Below are 21,907 nucleotides of genomic sequence, written 5' to 3' on the forward strand. Positions count from 1 at the left end.
AAAACCCCGGCCAGTCCGGGGTTTTTTACATTTAACGTTTGACCATTTCAGGACCATACCTGCCATGAAACTCCACGCGCGTGATTCGTTTCTCGATCTCTCCTTCCCCCATGTAATGGGTATTCTGAACGTAACGCCCGACTCCTTTTCTGACGGCGGCGCGCATAACTCTCTGGTAAACGCGCTGACGCATACCAATGAGATGGTAAATGCGGGCGCGACAATCATCGATGTCGGCGGCGAGTCGACCCGGCCCGGAGCGGACGAGGTCAGCGTTGAGGAGGAGCTGGAGCGGGTTATCCCGGTCGTGGAGGCCATTGCACAGCGGTTTGAAGTCTGGATCTCAGTAGATACCTCAAAGCCTGACGTCATCCGTGAAGCAGCGAGAGCGGGTGCTCACATCATCAATGATATTCGCTCGCTTTCAGAGCCTGGCGCGCTCGATGCGGCGGCAGAGAGCGGTTTACCGGTTTGTCTGATGCATATGCAGGGTGAACCCCGCACCATGCAGCAGACACCCACGTATAACAATGTGATCAGCGAAGTGGACGCTTACTTCGCTGCGCAAATTGCGCGCTGTGAGGCGGCGGGCATCAAAAAAGCGCAACTGCTGCTCGACCCGGGCTTTGGTTTCGGTAAGAATCTCAGCCATAACTATGAGCTGCTGGCCCACCTGAGCCATTTTCATCATTACGGCTTACCGCTGCTGGTGGGAATGTCGCGTAAATCGATGATTGGTCAGTTGCTTAATGTCGGCCCGGCACAGCGTCTTACCGGCAGCCTGAGCTGCGCAGTCATTGCTGCGATGCAGGGCGCCCAGATTATTCGCGTGCATGATGTGAAAGAGACAGTTGAAGCGATGCGCATCGTGGAAGCGACCCAGAGAGCAAAAGGATAACAGGCATGAGTGAGCGTAAATATTTTGGTACAGATGGCATCCGCGGCAAAGTAGGCGAAGCGCCGATTACGCCCGATTTTGTACTGAAGCTGGGTTTTGCCGCAGGCAAAGTGCTGGCGCGTTCAGGTTCAAGAAAAGTACTGATTGGCAAAGACACGCGCATTTCTGGCTATATGCTGGAGTCGGCGCTCGAAGCGGGGCTGGCAGCAGCAGGCCTCTCGGCAGCTTTTACCGGACCGATGCCAACCCCGGCAATCGCCTACCTGACGCGAACGTTTCGTGCGGAAGCGGGGATCGTGATCTCCGCCTCTCACAATCCGTTTGATGATAACGGCATTAAATTTTTCTCAGCCGAAGGCACCAAGCTGCCGGATGATGTGGAAGAAGCGATTGAGCGCGAGCTGGAAAAACCGCTGACCTGCGTGGAATCTGCTGAACTGGGGCGTGCCAGCCGTATCGTGGATGCCGCCGGTCGCTATATTGAATTCTGTAAAGGCACTTTCCCCGGCGAGCTGAGTCTCAACGGTCTGAAAATTGTGGTCGATTGCGCGAATGGTGCCACCTATCACATCGCCCCTAACGTGCTGCGTGAGCTGGGTGCGCAGGTCATCGCGATTGGCGTGCAGCCGGACGGCATGAACATCAACAAGGAGTGCGGAGCGACTGACCTGCGTCAGCTGCAGCAGCGCGTCCTGGAAGAGCAGGCTAACCTTGGTCTCGCCTATGACGGAGATGGCGATCGCATCATGATGGTGGATCATCTGGGACAGAAAGTGGATGGCGACCAGATTCTCTATATCATTGCGCGCGAAGCGCTGCGTCAGGGACAGCTGCGCGGCGGCGTGGTCGGGACGCTGATGAGTAATATGGGGCTGGAGCTGGCCCTGAAACAGCTGGGCATTCCGTTCACCCGTGCCAAAGTGGGCGACCGCTACGTACTGGAAAAAATGCAGGAGAAAGGCTGGCGCATGGGGGCTGAGAACTCCGGGCACGTTATTCTGCTGGATAAAATCAGTACCGGCGACGGAATTGTAGCCAGTTTGCAAGTGCTTACTGCCATAGTGCGCAACCACATGAGTCTGCACGATCTGTGCAGCGGTATGAAAATGCTGCCGCAAATCCTGGTTAACGTGCGCTTTACCGGCAGCCACGATCCGCTGGAGAGTGAAAGCGTGAAAGCTGCGGCTGCCGAAGCAGAGCAGGCGCTGGCAGGGCGCGGGCGGGTACTGCTGCGTAAATCAGGCACGGAGCCGCTGATCCGCGTGATGGTGGAAGGCGAAGATGAAGCGCAGGTAACCGCGCTGGCGCATAATATTGCCGCAGCGGTAAAAGCAGTTTAAACCCGGCCAGGCGGCAGGTGGGATGCCTTTTCGCCTGGTAAATCATCATGCTGGCGCTTTTTTCTGCAATTGAATTTTATGGCTAAAATTGCACTTGCAGAGCCAGGCGCCTTTGGTTAGTATTCACACCCGCTTCTGATGGGTAATGACGAGACTACCCGTCTGTATTGGTTGAAGCTTTAACTGTGCGGTTACGCGCAAGGAAACAGGTTGATTATGTACGAAGCTCTGTTAGTTGTTTTCCTTATTGTGGCGATTGGCCTGGTTGGTCTGATCATGCTGCAGCAAGGCAAAGGCGCTGATATGGGAGCCTCATTCGGTGCAGGCGCTTCCGGTACGCTGTTTGGTTCAAACGGGTCAGGTAACTTTATGACACGTATGACCGCGATACTGGCTTCGCTGTTCTTCATTATCAGTCTGATTCTGGGTAACCTGAACAGCAATAAGACTTCCAAAGGAAGCGAGTGGGAAAACCTCACTGCGCCAGCTCAGTCTGAACAGCAGACTCAGCCAGCTAAACCGGCAACCCCGGGCAATGATATCCCGCAGTAAGCAGTAAATCGTCAACGCTTAAGCGACTATACTATCGTCGCAGTCAGTGCAGTACCGAGGTGGTGAAATTGGTAGACACGCTACCTTGAGGTGGTAGTGCTCGAAAGGGCTTACGGGTTCAAGTCCCGTCCTCGGTACCAATTCTCAGTAAAACTTGCTATTTTCGCAAGATCGGCGTAATATTCGCCACGTTTTCGGACGCGGGGTGGAGCAGCCTGGTAGCTCGTCGGGCTCATAACCCGAAGGTCGTCGGTTCAAATCCGGCCCCCGCAACCACTTTCCCTTAGAGTTCTTTTTCAAATATACTGTATGCATCGACGGACGCATTATCAGTGAGTTTTTGAAAAAAATTCTTCTGGATTGTGCGCCGAAGCCGCACTGCGGCATACAGGGTCCAGTCATAAAAAGCCCCGATTTTTCGGGGTTTTTTGTTATCAGGAAATCGTAACACTGGGCTTTAGGCCCTTTTTTTATGTCTTGGGGGTGGGCTTGTCCACATTAGAGCAAAAATTGACAGAGTTGATCTCTGCTCCGGTAGAAGCGCTTGGCTACGAACTGGTCGGTATTGAATTCGTTCGTGGTCGCACATCAACCTTGCGCATCTATATTGATAGCGAAGAGGGTATCAATGTTGATGATTGCGCCGATGTTAGCCACCAGGTGAGCGCTGTGATGGATGTGGAAGATCCAATTACGGTGGCTTACAACCTTGAAGTTTCCTCGCCGGGTCTCGATCGTCCACTTTTCACTGCAGAACACTATGCGCGCTTTGCGGGTGAGGAAGTCAGCCTGGTCCTGCGGATGGCGGTACAGAACCGTCGCAAATGGCAGGGCATCATCAAGTCGGTGGAAGGCGAGATGATCACTGTGACCGTCGAGGGTAACGATGAAGTGTTCGCACTGAGCAATATTCAGAAAGCGAACCTGGTCCCCCACTTTTAAAAGTCCGGATTGAGGCTAACCAGGATGAATAAAGAAATCTTAGCTGTAGTAGAAGCCGTTTCTAATGAAAAAGCTCTGCCGCGTGAGAAAATCTTCGAAGCGCTGGAGAGCGCTTTGGCCACTGCGACCAAAAAGAAGTATGAGCAGGAAATCGACGTGCGCGTCAGTATCGATCGCCGCAGCGGCGATTTCGACACGTTCCGTCGTTGGGTAATCGTTGATGAAGTTACTCAGCCTACGCGTGAAATCACGCTGGACGCGGCTCGCTTCGAAGATGAAGCGCTCAATCTGGGCGATTACGTTGAAGATCAGATTGAATCTGTCACCTTTGACCGTATCACTACACAGACTGCGAAGCAGGTTATCGTTCAGAAAGTACGTGAAGCTGAGCGCGCAATGGTTGTGGACCAGTTCCGCGAGCAGCAAGGCGACATCATCACCGGTCAGGTGAAGAAAGTGAATCGCGACAACATCACGCTGGACCTGGGCAGCAACGCCGAGGCGGTGATCGTACGTGAAGATATGCTGCCACGTGAGAACTTCCGTCCGGGCGACCGTATTCGCGGCGTGCTGTATGCCGTGCGTCCTGAAGCGCGTGGTGCTCAGCTGTTTGTTACCCGTTCCAAACCTGAAATGCTGATCGAACTGTTCCGCATTGAGGTGCCGGAAATTGGTGAAGAAGTTATCGAAATTAAAGCGGCTGCCCGCGATCCGGGTTCACGCGCTAAAATTGCGGTAAAAACCAACGATAAACGTATCGATCCGGTAGGTGCCTGCGTCGGTATGCGCGGCGCACGCGTGCAGGCTGTTTCCAGTGAACTGGGCGGCGAGCGTATCGATATCGTGCTGTGGGATGATAATCCGGCACAGTTTGTAATTAACGCCATGGCGCCTGCCGATGTGGCGTCAATCGTGGTGGATGAAGATAATCACACCATGGATATCGCTGTTGAGGCCGGTAATCTGGCTCAGGCGATCGGCCGTAATGGCCAAAACGTGCGTCTGGCTTCCCAGCTGAGCGGCTGGGAGCTGAACGTGATGACCGTCGACGATCTGCAGGCTAAGCATCAGGCTGAAGCCCACGCAGCAATCGATATGTTCACGAAACATCTCGACATCGACGAAGAGTTCGCCACCATACTGGTGGAAGAGGGCTTCTCTTCGCTGGAAGAACTGGCCTATGTGCCAATGAACGAGCTGCTGGAAATTGACGGCCTCGACGAAGAGACCATTGAAGCCCTGCGTGAACGAGCCAAAAATGCGTTAACCACCCTGGCATTAGCGAAAGAAGAAAGCCTTGGTAATCAGGAGCCCGCTGAGGACTTGCTGAATCTTGAAGGCCTGGATCGTGCGCTGGCCTATCGCCTGGCGTCAAAAGGCGTTTGCACGCTGGAAGATCTCGCTGAGCAAGGTGTTGACGATCTGACAGATATTGAAGGGCTGGATGATGAGAAGGCCGGTGCGCTGATTATGGCTGCACGTAATATCTGCTGGTTCGGCGATGACGCGTAATAACAGGAAGGAACAGCATGACAGATGTAACCGTAAAATCGCTGGCCGCCGAAATTCAGACTCCGGTCGATCGCCTGGTACAGCAATTTGCTGATGCGGGGATCCCTAAGTCTGAAAACGACGCGGTGTCCCAGCAAGAGAAAGAGACCTTACTGTCCCACCTGAACCGTGAGCACGGTCAAACCAGTTCAGGTAAACTGACGTTGCAGCGCAAAACGCGCAGCACCTTGAATATTCCGGGCACCGGGGGTAAAAGTAAATCGGTGCAAATTGAAGTTCGCAAAAAGCGCACATATGTGAAGGGTGATGCAGAGGCTGAGCAGCAGGCTCAGGCAGAAGCGGAAGCTGAGGCACAGCGCGTAGCGGAAGAGCAGGCGCGTCGCGAGGCGGAAGAACAAGCCCGTCGCGAGGCTGAATTAAAAGCGCAACGTGAAGCCGAAGATAAAGCCAGGCGCGAAGCCGCTGACAAGGCTAAGCGTGAAGCAGCGGAAAAAGATAAAGTGACAAACCAACCTACCGATGAAGTGACCAAGGCTGCGCAGTCTGATAAAGCCCGTCGCGAAGCTGAAGCGGCTGAACTGAAGCGTAAAGCTGAAGAAGAAGCCCGTCGTAAGCTCGAAGAGAGCGCACGCCGCGTAGCGGAAGAAGCACGCCGCCTGGCAGAAGAGAAAGGCGCGGAGTGGGACAAACCTGAGGAAGAAGATAAAGGTGACTATCACGTCACAACTTCAACTCATGCCCGTCAGGCAGAAGACGAAAACGATCGTCAGGTTGAAGCGGGTCGTGCACGTGCACGCACCACGGCTAAAGCCACGCGTCCTGCCAAAAAAGGCAACAAGCACTCCGAAGCTAAAACCGATCGTGAAGAAGCGCGTGCGCAGGTTCGCGGTGGTAAAGGCGGTAAGCATCGCAAACCTAGCGCACTGCAGCAGGGCTTTAACAAGCCAGCGCAGGCCGTTAACCGCGACGTGATTATCGGCGAAACCATCACCGTAGCTGAACTGGCGAACAAGATGGCAGTGAAAGGTTCACTGGTCATCAAAGCGATGATGAAGATGGGCGCGATGGCGACTATCAACCAGGTTATCGACCAGGAAACTGCACAGCTGGTCGCGGAAGAGATGGGTCATAAAGTGATCCTGCGCCGCGAGAACGAGCTGGAAGAAGCGGTAATGGACGATCGTGATACTGATGCAGCGCAGGAGAGCCGTGCGCCGGTCGTGACCATCATGGGTCACGTTGACCACGGTAAAACCTCCCTGCTGGATTACATCCGCTCAACGAAAGTCGCCTCTGGCGAAGCGGGTGGTATTACCCAGCACATCGGTGCCTATCACGTTGAAACCGAAAACGGCATGGTCACCTTCCTGGATACCCCGGGACACGCCGCGTTTACCGCAATGCGTGCTCGCGGTGCGCAGGCAACGGATATCGTTATCCTGGTCGTTGCTGCGGATGATGGCGTGATGCCACAGACCGTCGAAGCGATTCAACACGCAAAAGCGGCCGGTGTACCGGTTGTGGTTGCAGTGAACAAGTGCGACAAACCAGAAGCCGATCCGGATCGCGTGAAGAACGAGCTGACTCAGTACGGCATCATTCCGGAAGAGTGGGGCGGCGAAAACATGTTCGTCAACGTTTCTGCGAAAGCGGGTACCGGTATCGACGATCTGCTGAACGCCATTCTGCTGCAGGCGGAAGTGCTTGAGCTGACCGCTATTCGTGAAGGTATGGCAAGCGGTGTGGTTATCGAATCCTTCCTGGATAAAGGTCGTGGTCCGGTCGCTACCGTGCTGGTACGTGAAGGTACGCTGAACAAAGGCGATATCGTACTGTGTGGCTTCGAGTATGGCCGCGTACGTGCGATGCGTGACGAACTGGGACGCGAAGTACAGGAAGCAGGCCCATCGATTCCGGTTGAGATCCTGGGTCTCTCTGGCGTACCGGCAGCGGGTGATGAAGCGACTGTGGTCCGTGACGAGAAGAAAGCGCGTGAAGTTGCTCTCTATCGTCAGGGTAAATTCCGCGAAGTGAAACTGGCGCGTCAGCAGAAGTCGAAGCTGGAAAACATGTTTGCGAACATGACTGAAGGCGAAGTCTCAGAGCTGAACATCGTTCTGAAGTCTGACGTACAGGGCTCGGTAGAAGCGATCTCCGATTCGCTGCTGAAACTCTCCACCGACGAAGTGAAGGTGAAAATTATCGGTTCTGGCGTGGGCGGTATCACCGAAACCGACGCTACGCTGGCGGCCGCTTCCAATGCGATCATCCTCGGCTTTAACGTCCGTGCTGACGCTTCTGCGCGTCGTGTGATTGATGCTGAAAACGTCGACCTGCGTTACTACTCCGTCATCTATAATCTGATTGACGAAGTAAAAGCTGCGATGAGCGGTATGCTGGCGCCGGAATTCAAACAGCAGATCATCGGTCTGGCCGAAGTACGTGATGTGTTTAAATCACCGAAATTTGGCGCGATCGCGGGCTGTATGGTTACCGAAGGCAACATCAAGCGTCACAACCCAATTCGTGTCCTGCGCGACAACGTGGTTATCTATGAAGGCGAGCTGGAATCCCTGCGTCGCTTCAAAGATGACGTCAACGAAGTGCGTAACGGCATGGAGTGTGGTATCGGTGTGAAGAACTACAACGACGTTCGCGTTGGCGATATGATCGAAGTGTTCGAAATCATTGAAATTAAACGCACCATCGCATAATTCACTTATCGATGTACTGCAATTTGGGAGGCCACTGGCCTCCCGAATTATTTGGGAGATATCATTATGGCGAAAGAATTTGGTCGCCCGCAGCGGGTTTCTCAGGAGCTGCAAAAAGAGATCGCGATTATTCTGCAGCGCGAAATCAAAGATCCGCGTCTGGGTATGATGGTGACGGTCTCTGGCGTTGAAGTGTCGCGCGATCTGGCCTATGCCAAAGTATTTGTGACTTTCCTGAACGATCAGGATGAAGAAGCGGTAAAAAATGGTCTGAAAGCGCTGAAAGAGGCGTCAGGCTACATCCGCATTCTGCTGGGCAAAGCGATGCGTCTGCGCATTGTGCCGGAGCTGACCTTCTTCTATGACAACTCACTGATTGAAGGGATGCGCATGTCAAATCTGGTCTCTAACGTGATCAGAAACGATGCAGAACGGCGCGGTGAAACCCCGGCGGAAGATGACAAGGAGGACTGATGAGTCGTCCTCGTCGTCGCGGCCGCGACGTACACGGTGTCTTCCTGCTGGATAAGCATCAGGGCGCGTCGTCCAATGATGTGCTGCAAAAAGTTAAGCGCCTGTTTAATGCTAACAAAGCGGGTCATACCGGTGCGCTGGATCCCCTTGCCACCGGTATGCTGCCGATTTGTCTGGGCGAGGCCACCAAGTTTTCGCAGTATCTGCTCGACTCTGATAAGCGTTATCGCGTTATCGCCCGGCTGGGCGAACGTACCGATACTTCAGACGCAGATGGCAACATTGTGGAAACCCGCCCGGTGACCTTCAGCCAGCCTGAGCTGGATGCGGCGCTGGAGAGTTTTCGCGGTGATACGATGCAGGTGCCGACTATGTTCTCGGCGCTGAAATATCAGGGTCGCAAGCTCTATGAGTATGCGCGCGAAGGCGTTACCGTGCCGCGTGAAGCCCGACCCATCACCGTATTTGAGCTGCAGTTTATTCGCCATGAAGGTGATGAGCTGGAGCTGGAGATCCACGTCTCCAAAGGCACCTATATTCGTACCATCATCGACGATCTGGGTGAGAAGCTGGGCTGTGGCGCGCATGTCATTATGCTGCGTCGTCTGCAGGTCGCACGCTACCCGATTGCACGAATGATGACGCTGGAGCAGCTGCAGGCGGTGGCAGCAGAAGCCACCGCGGCTGAAACGCCTGACTACAGCGCGCTCGATGCGCTGCTGCTGCCAATGGACAGCCCGGCGGAAGATTTTCCGGTGGTCAATCTGCCCGTTACGGTTGCCGCCAGCTTTAAGCAGGGTATGCCGGTCCAGGCTGCGGATACGCCGGCAGCAGGTCTGGTAAGGGTCACGGAAGGTGAGGCACAAAAATTCATCGGCATGGCTGAAATCGCCGCCGATGGACGGGTAGCGCCACGCCGGCTGGTGGTGGAGTTTCCTGGCTGACCGTGCTGCTCATCTTTGCTGCAACAGCGCATTTGCGTTGCCTGCGGGCGCAGAGTAGAATAGCGCGGCTTTAAAAGCGGGCTGCTGAATTAGAGATCGGCACCCATACATTCATTTTTTTACTGGAGTTTATTATGTCTCTAAGCGTAGAAGCTAAAGCAGAGATCGTTGCTAAATATGGTCGTGGCGCTAACGACAGCGGTTCAACTGAAGTTCAGGTTGCTCTGCTGACTGCTCAGATTAACCACCTGCAGGGTCACTTCTCTGAGCACAAGAAAGACCACCACAGCCGTCGCGGTCTGCTGCGCATGGTATCCCAGCGTCGTAAGCTGCTGGACTATCTGAAGCGTAAAGACGTTGCTCGCTACACCAGCCTGATCGAGAGCCTGGGTCTGCGTCGCTAAGTCTGAAGAATCTGATCAAGGATGTAGCGCATGCACTATGCAAAAAAACGCATCTGACGATCAGATTTGTGCGAGTTTCGCGAAAAGGGGGCCTTTAAGGCCCCTTTTTTCGAGCAATCCGCAGCAATCCAGACCAAACTCATGTATTGTTGCTGAGTGTGATCTTTGTTTGCAGAGGTTCGCGCGGCTAATGAGAGGCTTTGCCGCAGGGGCGGTTGAGGGTTGTCATTAGTCGCGAGGATGCGACAAAGATCGGTTATCACTGGCGAGCCGCAATGGCTCTGCCCTGAATTTAAGGATGTTAATTTTGCTGAATCCGATCGTACGCAAATTCCAATATGGTCAGCATACCGTCACGCTGGAAACCGGCATGATGGCACGTCAGGCTACCGCTGCTGTTATGGTAAGCATGGATGACACAGCGGTATTTGTAACCGTTGTTGGCCAGAAGAAAGCGAAACCAGGCCAGGACTTTTTCCCGCTGACCGTTAACTATCAGGAGCGTACCTATGCTGCTGGTCGTATCCCGGGCAGCTTCTTCCGTCGCGAAGGCCGGCCAAGCGAAGGCGAAACCCTGATTGCGCGTCTGATTGACCGCCCGGTGCGTCCGCTGTTCCCGGAAGGCTTCGTTAACGAAGTGCAGGTTATCGCTACTGTCGTTTCTGTTAACCCTCAGGTTAACCCGGACATCGTGGCAATGATTGGTGCCTCTGCTGCGCTGTCACTGTCAGGTATTCCGTTCAACGGTCCAATCGGTTCTGCTCGCGTTGGTTACATCAACGACCAGTATGTCCTGAACCCGACCGCAGATGAGATCAAACAGTCACGTCTGGACCTGGTGGTTGCCGGTACCCAGAACGCGGTACTGATGGTTGAATCGGAAGCCGATATCCTGACCGAAGAGCAGATGCTGGGCGCCGTGGTATTTGGCCACGACCAGCAGCAGGTTGTTATCGAAAACATCAACGCGCTGGTCGCCGAAGCGGGTAAACCGCGCTGGGACTGGAAGCCAGAAGCGACTAACGATGCACTGATTGCACGTGTTGCCGCGCTGGCGGAAGCGCGCATCGCTGATGCTTACCGCATCACCGATAAGCAGGAGCGTTACGCACAGGTTGGCGTGATCAAAGATGAGACGATCGCTGCGCTGCTGGCTGAAGATGCTGCGCTGGATGATGCAGAAATCGGCGATATTGTGCATAGCCTCGAAAAGAATGTGGTTCGTACCCGCATCCTGAGCGGCGAACCGCGTATCGACGGTCGCGAAAAAGATATGATCCGCGGTCTGGACGTGCGTACCGGCGTACTGCCGCGTACGCACGGCTCTGCGCTGTTCACCCGTGGTGAAACGCAGGCGCTGGTTGCTGCTACGCTGGGTACCGCACGCGATGCGCAGAACCTGGATGAGCTGATGGGCGAGCGTACCGACAGCTTCCTGTTCCACTACAACTTCCCTCCATACTCAGTGGGCGAAACCGGCATGGTTGGCTCACCGAAGCGTCGTGAAATTGGTCACGGTCGTCTGGCGAAGCGTGGCGTGCTGGCAGTTATGCCTAAGCAGGAAGAGTTCCCGTACACCGTACGCGTTGTATCAGAAATCACTGAATCAAACGGTTCTTCTTCTATGGCTTCCGTTTGCGGTGCTTCACTGGCACTGATGGACGCAGGCGTACCGATCAAAGCAGCCGTTGCCGGTATTGCTATGGGTCTGGTGAAGGAAGATGAGAAGTTTGTCGTGCTGTCTGACATCCTGGGCGATGAAGATCACCTCGGCGATATGGACTTCAAAGTAGCGGGTAGCCGTGAGGGTATTACCGCGCTGCAGATGGACATCAAAATCGAAGGCATCACCCGCGAAATCATGCAGGTTGCGCTGAACCAGGCTAAAGGTGCGCGTCTGCATATCCTGAGCGTCATGGAGCAGGCTATCAGCACGCCGCGTCAGGAGATCTCTGAATTCGCACCGCGCATTTACACCATCAAGATCAGCTCTGACAAGATCAAAGATGTGATTGGTAAAGGCGGCTCGGTAATCCGTGCGCTGACCGAAGAAACCGGCACTACCATCGAAATCGAAGATGACGGCACCGTAAAAATCGCTGCGACCGACGGTCAGAAAGCGAAAGAAGCGATTCGTCGTATCGAAGAGATCACCGCTGAGATTGAAGTGGGCCGCATCTACTCCGGTAAAGTTACCCGTATCGTTGATTTCGGTGCGTTCGTGGCTATCGGTGGCGGTAAAGAAGGTCTGGTTCATATTTCTCAGATCGCCGACAAGCGCGTAGAGAAAGTGACCGACTACCTGCAGATGGGTCAGGAAGTACCGGTTAAGGTGATGGAAGTTGACCGTCAGGGCCGCGTACGTCTGAGCATCAAAGAGGCAACTGAGCAGAAGCCGGCAGAAGCTGCTACTGCTGTGGACGCTTCTGACGCTGAATAAGCGTGTCCTGATTAGCCCCTTTCTGCCCGGCAGAAAGGGGTGTTTGTATACTCTGGTAGCGTCAACTCACGGTCGCTGTGCCGATAAGTTGACACCGCCGGAGTATCATCGCGAGGGCGGGAACCCTTGTGCATAGCAGGCGGATGACAGGATGGTTATCCCAATGTTTGTATCGGGAGTGGGAAATGAAGCCTTTTTTGCGCTGGTGTATTGTTGCGACAGCTATTTCGCTGGCAGGATGCAGCAACTCCAATTGGCGTAAGAACGAAGTTCTGGCAGTACCTTTGCAGCCCACACTGCAGCAAGAGGTCATTCTGGCGCGAATGGAACAAATTCTTGCCAGTCGGGCCCTGACCGACGATGAACGCGCACAGCTGTTATATGAGCGCGGAGTGTTGTATGATAGTTTGGGTCTGAGGGCACTGGCGCGGAACGATTTCTCGCAAGCGCTGTCTATAAGACCAGATATGCCAGAAGTGTTTAACTATCTTGGTATATACTTAACGCAGGCTGGCAACTTTGATGCCGCCTACGAAGCGTTTGATTCTGTACTTGAGCTTGATCCAACTTACAATTATGCGCATTTAAACCGCGGTATCGCTCTCTATTACGGTGGTCGATACAGGTTAGCGCAAGATGATCTGCTGGCGTTTTATCAAGACGATCCTAACGATCCGTTCCGCAGCCTCTGGCTTTATCTCACTGAAAGCGAGATAGACAAAGACCAGGCTAAAGTAGCGCTGAAACAGCGTTATGACAAAGCGGCTAAGGACCAATGGGGATGGAATATTGTCGAGTTCTACCTGGGCGACATCAGTGAAAAAACATTGATGGAACGTCTCAAGGCGGACGCAACGGATAACACCTCGCTCGCTGAACATCTCAGTGAAACCAACTTCTATTTAGGTAAGTACTACCTAAGTCTGGGGGAGAAGGACGACGCGAAAGCGTTGTTCAAACTGGCGGTGTCTAACAACGTTAACAACTTTGTTGAACACCGATACGCATTGTTGGAACTGGCGCAACTCGGCCAGACACAAGACGATTTATCAGAATCTGACCAGCAATAGCTGACGAACTTTTATTGCCTGTTGTACCTGTAAAGTCATCATCTCCAGAGGTGAGGGCTTTTCTGTTCGTCAAAACTTCTAATTTGAGCCGGTTCACACTTTTTGATGAAAATGACTGAAAATTTTCACGACGAGTTATGTAGACTGGCCGCCGCAATCTAAGAGGCACGTGTACTACATGACTGATATTCAAACCACTTTTGCTGATCTGGGCCTGAACGCCGACATCCTCGAATCTCTGAACGGTATGGGCTACGTTAAGCCTTCCCCAATCCAGGCTGAGTGTATTCCTCACCTGCTGGCGGGCCGCGATGTTCTGGGTATGGCGCAGACCGGTAGTGGTAAAACCGCGGCGTTCTCACTGCCGCTGTTAAACAACGTTGATCCTTCTGTCCGCGCACCACAGATTCTGGTGCTGGCACCGACCCGCGAACTGGCGGTGCAGGTGGCTGAAGCGATGACAGAATTCTCTAAACATATGCGTAACGTCAACGTCGTGGCCCTGTATGGCGGCCAGCGTTATGACGTACAGCTGCGCGCCCTGCGTCAGGGACCACAGATCGTTGTGGGTACCCCGGGCCGCCTGCTGGACCACCTGAAGCGTGGTACTCTGGACCTCTCTAACCTGCGTGGTCTGGTTCTGGACGAAGCTGATGAAATGCTGCGTATGGGCTTCATCGAAGACGTTGAAACCATCATGGCGCAGATCCCGGAAGGTCATCAGACCGCACTGTTCTCTGCAACTATGCCAGAAGCGATTCGTCGTATTACCAAACGCTTCATGAAAGATCCACAGGAAGTGCGTATCCAGTCAAGCGTAACCACGCGTCCGGATATTTCACAGTCTTACTGGACCGCTTACGGCCGTAAAACTGAAGCGCTGGTGCGTTTCCTGGAAGCAGAAGACTTTGATGCAGCCATCATTTTCGTGCGTACCAAAAACGCAACGCTGGAAGTGGCTGAAGCCTTAGAGCGCAGTGGCTACAACAGTGCCGCGCTGAACGGCGACATGAACCAGGCACTGCGTGAGCAGACGCTGGAGCGCCTGAAAGATGGCCGTCTTGATATCCTGATTGCAACCGACGTTGCGGCGCGCGGTCTGGACGTTGAGCGTATCAGCCTGGTTGTTAACTACGATATCCCGATGGATGCGGAGTCTTATGTTCACCGTATCGGCCGTACCGGTCGTGCGGGCCGAGCTGGCCGTGCGCTGCTGTTCGTTGAGAACCGCGAGCGTCGTCTGCTGCGTAACATTGAACGCACCATGAAGCTGACTATTCCGGAAGTAGAACTGCCAAACGCAGAGCTGCTGGGTGAGCGTCGTCTGGCCAAATTTGCAGCAAAAGTACAGCAGCAGCTGGAAAGCAGCGATCTGGATCAGTATCGCGCGCTGCTGAGCAAAATGCAGCCGGAAGAAGAGCTGGATATCGAAACGCTGGCGGCTGCCCTGCTGAAAATGGCTCAGGGTGAACGTCCGCTGATCGTACCGGCTGACGCACCACGTCCGCAGCGTCGTGAGTTCCGCGATCGTGATGACCGCGCTGACCGTCCGCGTCGTGACCGCGACAGCCGTGGTGAGAGCCGTGATGGCGATCGTCCACGTCGTGAGCGTCGTGACGTAGGCGACATGCAGCTTTACCGCATTGAAGTGGGTCGCGATGACGGCGTTGAAGTTCGCCACATTGTGGGCGCTATCGCTAACGAAGGCGATATCAGCAGCCGCTACATTGGTAACATCAAGCTGTTTGGCACGCACTCCACCATCGAACTGCCAAAAGGCATGCCGGGTGAAGTTCTGCAGCACTTCACGCGCACGCGTATTCTGAACAAGCCGATGAATATGCAGCTGCTGGGTGATGCACAGCCACACGAGCGTACTGAGCGCCGCAGCGGCGGTCGTGATTTCGGTGGTGAGCGTCGCAGCAGCGCACCGCGTGGTGATGCACCACGTGGCGAAGGTGCACCGCGTCGCTTCTCCGAGCGTCGTGAAGGTGGCCGCGAAGGCGGACGCTTTAGCCGCGAAGCGGGCCGTGGCCCACGTCGCGACGAAGGCACCTCACGTCGTCGTGATGCATAATCGCTAAACGTTAAGCAATAAAAAGGGACGCCATGCGGCGTCCCTTTTTTTATCTCTTTTACTCAACCTGCTACAGCGTGCCGGCAGCTTCCATCGCCAGCGCAAATGAGCGCAGCCGCGCTTTGGGATCGAAGATCTGACCGTTGACCATGATCTCATCCGCCTGCGTTTCGCGCTGCAACGCTGCCAGACCGTGACGCACCTTTTCGCTATCGCCCACAATCGACATGCTCAGCGCCTGCTGCACGCCATACTGCTCTGACGGCGACCAGAGGCTATCCATATTTTCCACCGGCGCAGGCAACGGGCCCGGCTTGCCGCGGCGCAGGTTGATAAACTGCTGCTGCATGGAGGTAAACAGGAAGCGCGCGTCGCGCTCACTCTCTGCCGCCACAATATTCACACAGACCATAGCGTATGGCTTAGCCAGGCGCGCCGAAGGCTGGAACTTCTCACGGTACAGATGCAGCGCCTGCAGCAGCAGATCCGGGGCGAAGTGCGAGGCAAAGGCAAACGGCAGCCCGAGCTTCGCCGCCAGCTGAGCGCTGTAAAGGCTTGAGCCGAGCAGCCACACCGGAATTTTCAGGCCGAGGCCCGGCACTGGCTGTACCGGATGATGCTCGCCTTCTTCAGCATCAAACCAGCGCAGCAGCTCAGCGACATCTTCCGGGAAGCTGTCGGCCTGGGCGCTGGAGAGATGACGGCGCAGCGCCATCATCGTGCGCTGATCGGAACCCGGTGCACGGCCCAGCCCGAGATCGATGCGACCAGGGTAGAGCGACTCCAGGGTACCGAACTGCTCGGCAATCACCAGCGGCGCATGGTTAGGCAGCATAATCCCGCCGGATCCAAGCCGCAGGGTTTCGGTATTTGCCGCGAGATACCCGATCAGCACCGAGGTCGCCGCGCTGGCAATACCGGTCATGTTGTGATGCTCAGCGAGCCAGTAGCGGTGGAAACCCAGCGCTTCCGCCTGACGCGCCAGCGCCAGTGAATGGTGAAAGGCGTCGCGCGCAGACGCGCCTTGCGGAATAGGAGCCAGATCCAGCACGGACAGGCGAACAGGTTTTTTCTCAGACATGAGTACTCCAGCAAATGATGGCGCAGGCGTTGAACAGCCTGCTGCCATAAGTATTACGCAACATTACCCATATTAAAACTGCTATTAAGGGCAGGGATGTAGCCGGATTGTGCCTTTATTAACCATTTTTCCGGAAGGTATACCCCTGCCGCTGCGCTATTTTCCTGACGCGTAATAGCAGGCTTGTTGATCTCAGCAGGGAGGACTGCGCGACAGAGATGGCATAATTGATAACCTGTTATAAATACGCAGAGCCACACCGTTCGTAACCGTACGCCGCCGGTTAGGGGAAAAAGCCTGCTGAATAGGCGTATATTGCGGGCAAAGCGAGTGCGGAGATGGAAAAAACTCTTTTGCAACAACTCTTAAACGCGCAATTTCGTCATGTTTTCGCTGAAGGTGAGTTAGACTTTCTGCAAGGGCGCGGCCTGGGCGATCGGATTGCTGCGAGTCAGTTTTGCCGCATCGCCACGCTGCAGGAGGCGTCTGACCGTTTCACGCGACGCCGAAGCAGATGCCGGGTTTCGCGGCGAAGCCAACGACTTGCTGCTGGTAGCTGCTCGGGCTAAGGCAGAAGGGAAACAAAAGGCGCAGGCTTATGCGTCACGCACGGGGATGCCATGTTAATTCGTACTGAGATTGGCGTTGATGCTGCCGGCATCGACAGCCTGTTAAAACGCAGTTTTGCGACCCCAGCTGAAGCTGAACGGGTACAGCAGCTGCGCGAAGATGGATTGCTCACGCTGGGCGTGGTGGCAACCGATGATGAAGGTCAGGTGCTGGGCTATGCTGCTTTCAGTCCGGTAACGCTGCAGGGTGAAGATCGTAACTGGGTGGCGCTGGCTCCACTGACCGTTGACAGTTCGGTACGCGGGCAGGGCCTGGCAAAGCAGCTGGTTTATGAGGGGCTCGATTCCCTGAATGAATTCAGCTACAGCGCGGTCGTGGTGCTGGGCGATCCCGCATTTTACCAGCCGCTGGGCTTTGAGCCGGCGGCCCATCATGGGCTGCACTGCCGCTGGCCTGACAGCGAGGCGACATTCCAGATTTACAAGCTGGCAGACGATGCGTTCAGCGGCGCAGAAGGGTTAGTGGTATTTGCTGCGCCTTTTAACCACGCTGAGTAAACCAGGTGGTCAGACACGCCGGCTGTTGCGCTATCAGCAGCAGTTTGTGGGTACGGGCGAGTTGTTTGACCTGATACTCCAGGCGTGAAGCCGCAGCGCGGTCACCGGCAGGGCAGTGAAACATCAGAGTAAGCGGCCCTTTGCCGCGCAGCGAGCGGGCGCCGCGTCCCTGCTGATGCTGCAGCAGCCGGCGCGCCACATCGGTGGTAATTCCGGTATAGATCATCCCGGCAGCGGTTTGCAGCATATAAAGCTGCCAGTTCTGTTCCATTTCTCAGACCTCAAAACAAAGCACCAGCAGTGTAACGTGCCGCCGCGTTCACGGCTATGTGCAGGGAGCGACCTTTGTCCGATCTGTCTCATTTACTGCGCTACCTGAAGAAACAGCATGTGCTTTCGCTTTGCGCCAGCGCACCGGAAGAGCTGTGGTGCGCTAATTGCTACTATCTGTTTGATGAAGCACAGATGGCATTCTGGCTGATGAGCGACACCGCCACGCGTCACGGTGCCATGATGCTGCATAACCCGCAGGTCGCAGGCACCATTAATGGCCAGCCGAAAAGTGTTCAGCTGCTTAAAGGGGTCCAGTATCGCGGACATATCCGGCTAAGCGAGGATGCGCAGGCGTTAAGCGCCTATCAGCGCCGTTTTCCGGTCGCAAAAAAAGTCACCGCGCCTCTCTGGCAGCTCACGATAGATGAGCTGAAGATGACGGATAACACACTGGGTTTTGGCAAGAAAATCAGCTGGCAGCGTATCGCATCATAAATACACCAGGGGCGCATGAATGCGCCCCCTACAGATCGTGCAATCACAGGGGCGGCATTCATGCCGCCCTGGGGCGGGTATATCGCAAAAACCAGGGGCGCATAAATACACCAGGGGCGCATGAATGCGCCCCCTACAGGTCGTATAATTGTAGGGGCGGCATTCATGCCGCCCTGGGTCAGATATATCATGCCGCCCTGGATACTACGGGCGGCCGGGATATTATGATGCGCTCAGGATGCGCAGCGATTCGCGGTTAAATGCCGGCAGATCTTCCGGGGTGCGGCTGGTGACCAGCTTGTCATCATCCACGACCACTTCTTTGTCGTAAAAATCGGCACCCGCGTTACGCAAATCGATCGCAATCGCTTTCACACAGGTCATCTTGCGGCCGCGCACGCCGTTGGCGCTGATCAGCAGCTGTGGACCGTGACAAATAGCGAAAATCGGTTTGCCGCTGGCAACAAAATCTTTGGTGAACTGCACAAAACGATCGTCACCGCGCAGGGCGTCAGGGGAGTGACCGCCCGGCAGCAGCAGCGCATCAAACTCCGCTGCACTGACGTGATCGATATCTTTATCGATCTTCACTTCCGCTTTGCCCTGTTTACCTTTAACCGTTTTTCCTGCCTGCATCTCAATGGTGACCACGTCATGGCCCGCCTGGGTGTAAGCATCCGCTGGTGAGGTAAATTCAGAATCCTCAAAATCATCGGTGATCAGAACCGCTATTTTCTTGCCCATCTTCTCTTCTCCATGTGGTTCGCGAACCCAGGGTTCGTTGCATGAGTGACCTGACAAGTCTGGACGCTAATCACTGAAACGCAAGCCGGACGGCGTAATGTCTTCTGCAGGCGGCGTCAGCGGCAGCAGACGCAACCACCAGATTGTCTGGTTCCGGCTGCCCCGCCACTGCAGCTTTGCATCCTTTTCAGCCTCAACAAAGCGGCCATCAACCAGTACATCAATAGCGTCGAGTATTACCCGCTGGGCGGCAGAAAGTTCAGCCAGCTCATAGCCGGTCCAGAGCCAGATATCTTTACCGGGGCAGTCGCGGCGTACGCGGCGCACCAGCCGGCGAATATGCGGCACATTGTGCGGATGCAGCGGATCGCCCCCGCTGAGCGACAGGCCCTGACGCGGCACGCGGGTATCGTTGAGATCGGCAATCAGCTGCTCTTCCATCTGCAGCGTAAAGGGTGTGCCCGCATCGAGACGCCAGGTGCGCGGGTTATAGCAGCCCCGGCACCGATGCTCGCAGCCCGCGACAAACAGCGTGCAGCGCGTGCCCGGCCCGTTCACCACGTCAATGTCATAATAGCCATGAATACGCATCATTTCGGCAGCCCGCTACTCATGTGCTTCACGCGTCGCTGCACCTCCTGCTGTTTACCGGCATTGAAGGGGCGGGCGTCCGGGCTGCCAAGATAGCCGCAGACGCGGCGCGTGACGGAGACCCGGGCGGGGTCGCGATTGCCGCAGGCGGGACAGGTAAAGCCTTTGCTGGTGCAGCTGAACTCGCCGCTGAAGCCGCAGGCGTAGCACTCATCGATCGGCGTATTGGTGCCGTAGTAGGGCACGCGGTGATAGCTGTAGTCCCAGACATCTTCCAGCGCTTTCAGGTTGTGCTGCAGGCTGGGATATTCGCCGTAACAGATAAAGCCGCCGCTGCTGATCGCCGGATAGGGCGCTTCAAAATCAATTTTGTCGTACGGATTCACCTTCTTCTCTACATCGAGGTGGAAGCTGTTGGTGTAGTAGCCTTTATCGGTCACGCCCGGAACCACACCAAATTCCGCTGCATCGAGGCGACAGAAGCGATCGCACAGGTTTTCGCTCGGCGTGCTGTAGAGGCTAAAGCCGTAGCCGCTCTCCGCTTTCCACGCGCTGGCCGCTGCGCGCAGGCGGGAAACAATCGCCACGCCTTTTGCCTGCATCGCGGGCGAATCGTAAGGGTGCTGCGCATTACTGCTCAGCGCATTCAGCGTCTCATGCAGACCAATAAAGCCAAGCGAAATCGACGCCCGCCCGTTGCGGAACAGAACGCCAATCTCTTCATCCGCCTGCAGCCGTATGCCGCACGCTCCCTCCATGTAAAGAATCGGCGCCACGCGCGCTTTGGTGCGTTCAAGACGCGCGATACGCGTCATCAGGGCCTGCTTTGTCAGCACCAGCCGCTTATCGAGCAGTTGCCAGAAGCGATCGTCATCTCCCTGCGCCTCCAGCGCAATGCGCGGCAGATTGATCGTCACCACGCCGAGGTTGCAGCGCCCGTCATGAACCGGCTCTCCCTGCACGTCATAGCGGTCGAGAAAGCTGCGGCAGCCCATCGGCGTTTTAAATGAGCCGGTCACCGCCACAACCTGGTCATAATTGAGGATGTCGGGATACATGCGTTTAGCGGCGCAGCGCAGCGCCAGCTGTTTGATATCGTAATTAATGTCGCCCGGTCGACGGTTAATTCCTTCGCGGATGGCAAAAACCAGCTTGGGAAATACCGCCGTTTTATGGTTTTTACCCAGCCCGGCGATGCGGTTGTGCAGAATCGCCCGCTGGATCATGCGTGCTGCTTCGCAGGTGCCAAGCCCGAAGCCAAAGGTCACAAACGGGGTCTGGCCGTTGGCGGTGTGCAGCGTATTGACTTCATATTCCAGCGACTGAAACGCGTCATAGCACTCTTTTTCAGTGCGTTCCCGGGCATACTCCTCCGCACGGGCGATCTGCCACGCCGCTGCGACCTGCCGATGCTTCGCCATGCTTAATTCCACAAACGGTGCCAGCACTTCATCAATCCGGTTAAGCGTGGTGCCGCCATAAATATGGCTGGCGACCTGCGCGATGATCTGTGCGGTGACGGCGGTGGCGGTGGCGATCGATTTCGGCGGCTCGATCTCCGCATTGCCCATTTTGAAGCCCCGGGTCAGCATGCCGCGCAGGTCGACCAGCATGCAGTTGAACATCGGGAAAAAGGGGGCGTAATCGAGATCGTGATAGTGGATCTCGCCGCGATCGTGCGCCTCTGCCACCGCGCGCGGCAGCAGATGCCGCTGCGCATAATGTTTTGCCACGATGCCCGCCAGCAGGTCGCGCTGGGTCGGGATGACATTACTGTCTTTGTTCGCATTCTCATGCAGCAGCGCGGTGTCAGTCTGCTCCACCAGCCCCCTTATGGCGTGATGCAGCCGGCTGCGCTGCTCGCGCGCCCGGTCCCGGTCGTGGCGATACTCAATCCACGCGCGCGCCACCGCCGGTTTACCGGCATGCATCAGCGCCTCTTCAGCCGCCAGCTGGATCTCATGGATATCGACTTCCGCGCGCGCGGCCAGCTGCTGACCAATCTGCTCAGCCAGCGCCCGGCACCAGGCGGGATCGCACTGCGCCACTGCCTCTGCCGCCGCCGCGATAGCCTGTTCAATACGCTGTATATCAAAGGGGACTCTGCAGCCGTCGCGTTTTATAACCGTCGTCGCCATTTATCACTCCTGAGCTATATATAGATATTTCAGGTAGTGTAATGACTATATGTTGTGTTCTGGCGGGATTAATTGCGTATGGCTTGATATG

Annotated in this window: 20 protein-coding genes, 2 tRNA genes and 1 pseudogene; 18 read left to right on the forward strand and 5 right to left on the reverse strand. The window is 55.5% G+C overall.

The window, feature by feature from the left end; translation table 11 throughout:
- The first annotated feature begins 64 nt into the window (after nucleotides 1-64).
- The 15 genes from folP to B4056_RS02930 all read left to right on the forward strand — a co-directional run bounded on the left by folP (nucleotide 65) and on the right by B4056_RS02930 (nucleotide 15,367).
- Nucleotides 65-898 carry a dihydropteroate synthase gene (folP, locus tag B4056_RS02865; protein ID WP_039382270.1) on the forward strand — a complete coding sequence of 278 codons (834 nt, stop codon included), beginning with the start codon at nucleotides 65-67 and terminating at the stop codon, nucleotides 896-898.
- A 5-nt stretch (nucleotides 899-903) separates the two neighbouring features.
- Entirely contained in the window at nucleotides 904-2,238 is a 1,335-nt protein-coding gene (gene glmM, locus B4056_RS02870; RefSeq protein WP_071669137.1) for a phosphoglucosamine mutase, read from the forward strand.
- Between the two features lie 216 nt (nucleotides 2,239-2,454).
- On the forward strand, nucleotides 2,455-2,790 hold the full coding sequence (gene secG / locus B4056_RS02875) for a preprotein translocase subunit SecG (protein WP_039382274.1): 336 nt from the start codon (nucleotides 2,455-2,457) through the stop codon (nucleotides 2,788-2,790).
- Between the two features lie 53 nt (nucleotides 2,791-2,843).
- Nucleotides 2,844-2,930, forward strand: a tRNA-Leu gene (locus tag B4056_RS02880).
- A 59-nt stretch (nucleotides 2,931-2,989) separates the two neighbouring features.
- Nucleotides 2,990-3,066, forward strand: a tRNA-Met gene (locus B4056_RS02885).
- A 213-nt stretch (nucleotides 3,067-3,279) separates the two neighbouring features.
- Nucleotides 3,280-3,732, forward strand: a complete 453-nt coding sequence (gene rimP / locus B4056_RS02890) for a ribosome maturation factor RimP (protein WP_039382276.1) — start codon at nucleotides 3,280-3,282, stop codon at nucleotides 3,730-3,732.
- Nucleotides 3,733-3,756: 24 nt separating this feature from the next.
- Nucleotides 3,757-5,244, forward strand: coding sequence for a transcription termination factor NusA (gene nusA / locus B4056_RS02895; protein ID WP_039382278.1), 1,488 nt, complete (start codon nucleotides 3,757-3,759; stop codon nucleotides 5,242-5,244).
- Between the two features lie 17 nt (nucleotides 5,245-5,261).
- The gene (gene infB / locus B4056_RS02900; RefSeq protein WP_071669136.1) at nucleotides 5,262-7,958 is read left to right on the forward strand and encodes a translation initiation factor IF-2; all 2,697 of its coding nucleotides are present in this window, start codon (nucleotides 5,262-5,264) and stop codon (nucleotides 7,956-7,958) included.
- Nucleotides 7,959-8,024: 66 nt separating this feature from the next.
- A complete protein-coding gene (gene rbfA / locus B4056_RS02905; protein ID WP_039382283.1) occupies nucleotides 8,025-8,432 on the forward strand; it encodes a 30S ribosome-binding factor RbfA in 408 nt (135 codons plus the stop codon).
- A complete protein-coding gene (gene truB / locus B4056_RS02910; RefSeq protein WP_288653767.1) occupies nucleotides 8,432-9,376 on the forward strand; it encodes a tRNA pseudouridine(55) synthase TruB in 945 nt (314 codons plus the stop codon). Before rbfA ends, truB begins: the two co-directional genes overlap by 1 nt.
- Before the next feature lie 134 nt (nucleotides 9,377-9,510).
- Nucleotides 9,511-9,780 (forward strand): 30S ribosomal protein S15, encoded by a 270-nt coding sequence (rpsO, locus tag B4056_RS02915; RefSeq protein ID WP_010615981.1) that lies wholly within the window; start codon nucleotides 9,511-9,513, stop codon nucleotides 9,778-9,780.
- A gap of 307 nt (nucleotides 9,781-10,087) precedes the next feature.
- Nucleotides 10,088-12,220 (forward strand): polyribonucleotide nucleotidyltransferase, encoded by a 2,133-nt coding sequence (pnp, locus tag B4056_RS02920; RefSeq protein ID WP_094110675.1) that lies wholly within the window; start codon nucleotides 10,088-10,090, stop codon nucleotides 12,218-12,220.
- Nucleotides 12,221-12,405: 185 nt separating this feature from the next.
- Nucleotides 12,406-13,290, forward strand: coding sequence for a lipoprotein NlpI (nlpI, locus tag B4056_RS02925; protein ID WP_039382290.1), 885 nt, complete (start codon nucleotides 12,406-12,408; stop codon nucleotides 13,288-13,290).
- Between the two features lie 105 nt (nucleotides 13,291-13,395).
- A complete protein-coding gene (yrbN, locus tag B4056_RS17015; RefSeq protein WP_100229640.1) occupies nucleotides 13,396-13,452 on the forward strand; it encodes a protein YrbN in 57 nt (18 codons plus the stop codon).
- A 16-nt stretch (nucleotides 13,453-13,468) separates the two neighbouring features.
- Nucleotides 13,469-15,367, forward strand: coding sequence for a DEAD/DEAH family ATP-dependent RNA helicase (locus B4056_RS02930; RefSeq protein ID WP_094110676.1), 1,899 nt, complete (start codon nucleotides 13,469-13,471; stop codon nucleotides 15,365-15,367).
- 70 nt (nucleotides 15,368-15,437) lie between these two features.
- Here B4056_RS02930 and B4056_RS02935 read toward each other — a convergent pair whose 3' ends face one another.
- Nucleotides 15,438-16,448 carry a luciferase-like monooxygenase gene (locus B4056_RS02935; protein ID WP_039382294.1) on the reverse strand — a complete coding sequence of 337 codons (1,011 nt, stop codon included), beginning with the start codon at nucleotides 16,446-16,448 and terminating at the stop codon, nucleotides 15,438-15,440.
- A gap of 338 nt (nucleotides 16,449-16,786) precedes the next feature.
- Here B4056_RS02935 and B4056_RS02940 point away from each other — a divergent pair.
- Nucleotides 16,787-17,012 (forward strand): annotated as a pseudogene (locus tag B4056_RS02940) (SCP2 domain-containing protein); the annotation flags it as partial.
- A 56-nt stretch (nucleotides 17,013-17,068) separates the two neighbouring features.
- Nucleotides 17,069-17,575 carry a GNAT family N-acetyltransferase gene (locus B4056_RS02945; protein ID WP_288653772.1) on the forward strand — a complete coding sequence of 169 codons (507 nt, stop codon included), beginning with the start codon at nucleotides 17,069-17,071 and terminating at the stop codon, nucleotides 17,573-17,575.
- Here B4056_RS02945 and B4056_RS02950 read toward each other — a convergent pair.
- Nucleotides 17,559-17,846, reverse strand: a complete 288-nt coding sequence (locus tag B4056_RS02950) for a GIY-YIG nuclease family protein (RefSeq protein WP_039382299.1) — start codon at nucleotides 17,844-17,846, stop codon at nucleotides 17,559-17,561. The two genes, B4056_RS02945 and B4056_RS02950, sit on opposite strands and share 17 nt — an antisense overlap.
- A gap of 74 nt (nucleotides 17,847-17,920) precedes the next feature.
- Here B4056_RS02950 and B4056_RS02955 point away from each other — a divergent pair, with 74 nt between their 5' ends.
- Nucleotides 17,921-18,343, forward strand: coding sequence for a YhbP family protein (locus B4056_RS02955; RefSeq protein ID WP_094110678.1), 423 nt, complete (start codon nucleotides 17,921-17,923; stop codon nucleotides 18,341-18,343).
- 222 nt (nucleotides 18,344-18,565) lie between these two features.
- Here the strand turns inward: B4056_RS02955 and B4056_RS02960 are convergent, their stop codons facing one another.
- The 3 genes from B4056_RS02960 to nrdD form a co-directional block, all read right to left on the reverse strand.
- Nucleotides 18,566-19,087, reverse strand: a complete 522-nt coding sequence (locus tag B4056_RS02960) for a type 1 glutamine amidotransferase domain-containing protein (RefSeq protein WP_094110679.1) — start codon at nucleotides 19,085-19,087, stop codon at nucleotides 18,566-18,568.
- Between the two features lie 66 nt (nucleotides 19,088-19,153).
- A complete protein-coding gene (gene nrdG / locus B4056_RS02965; protein WP_094110680.1) occupies nucleotides 19,154-19,681 on the reverse strand; it encodes an anaerobic ribonucleoside-triphosphate reductase-activating protein in 528 nt (175 codons plus the stop codon).
- Nucleotides 19,678-21,816 (reverse strand): anaerobic ribonucleoside-triphosphate reductase, encoded by a 2,139-nt coding sequence (nrdD, locus tag B4056_RS02970; RefSeq protein WP_288653775.1) that lies wholly within the window; start codon nucleotides 21,814-21,816, stop codon nucleotides 19,678-19,680. The genes nrdG and nrdD overlap by 4 nt, the downstream gene beginning before the upstream one ends.
- Between the last annotated feature and the right edge of the window lie 91 nt (nucleotides 21,817-21,907).

Origin of the sequence: Pantoea sp. UBA7232, from assembly GCF_002473195.1 — a bacterium.
GTDB classification, from domain to species: Bacteria; Pseudomonadota; Gammaproteobacteria; order Enterobacterales; family Enterobacteriaceae; genus Pantoea; species Pantoea eucrina.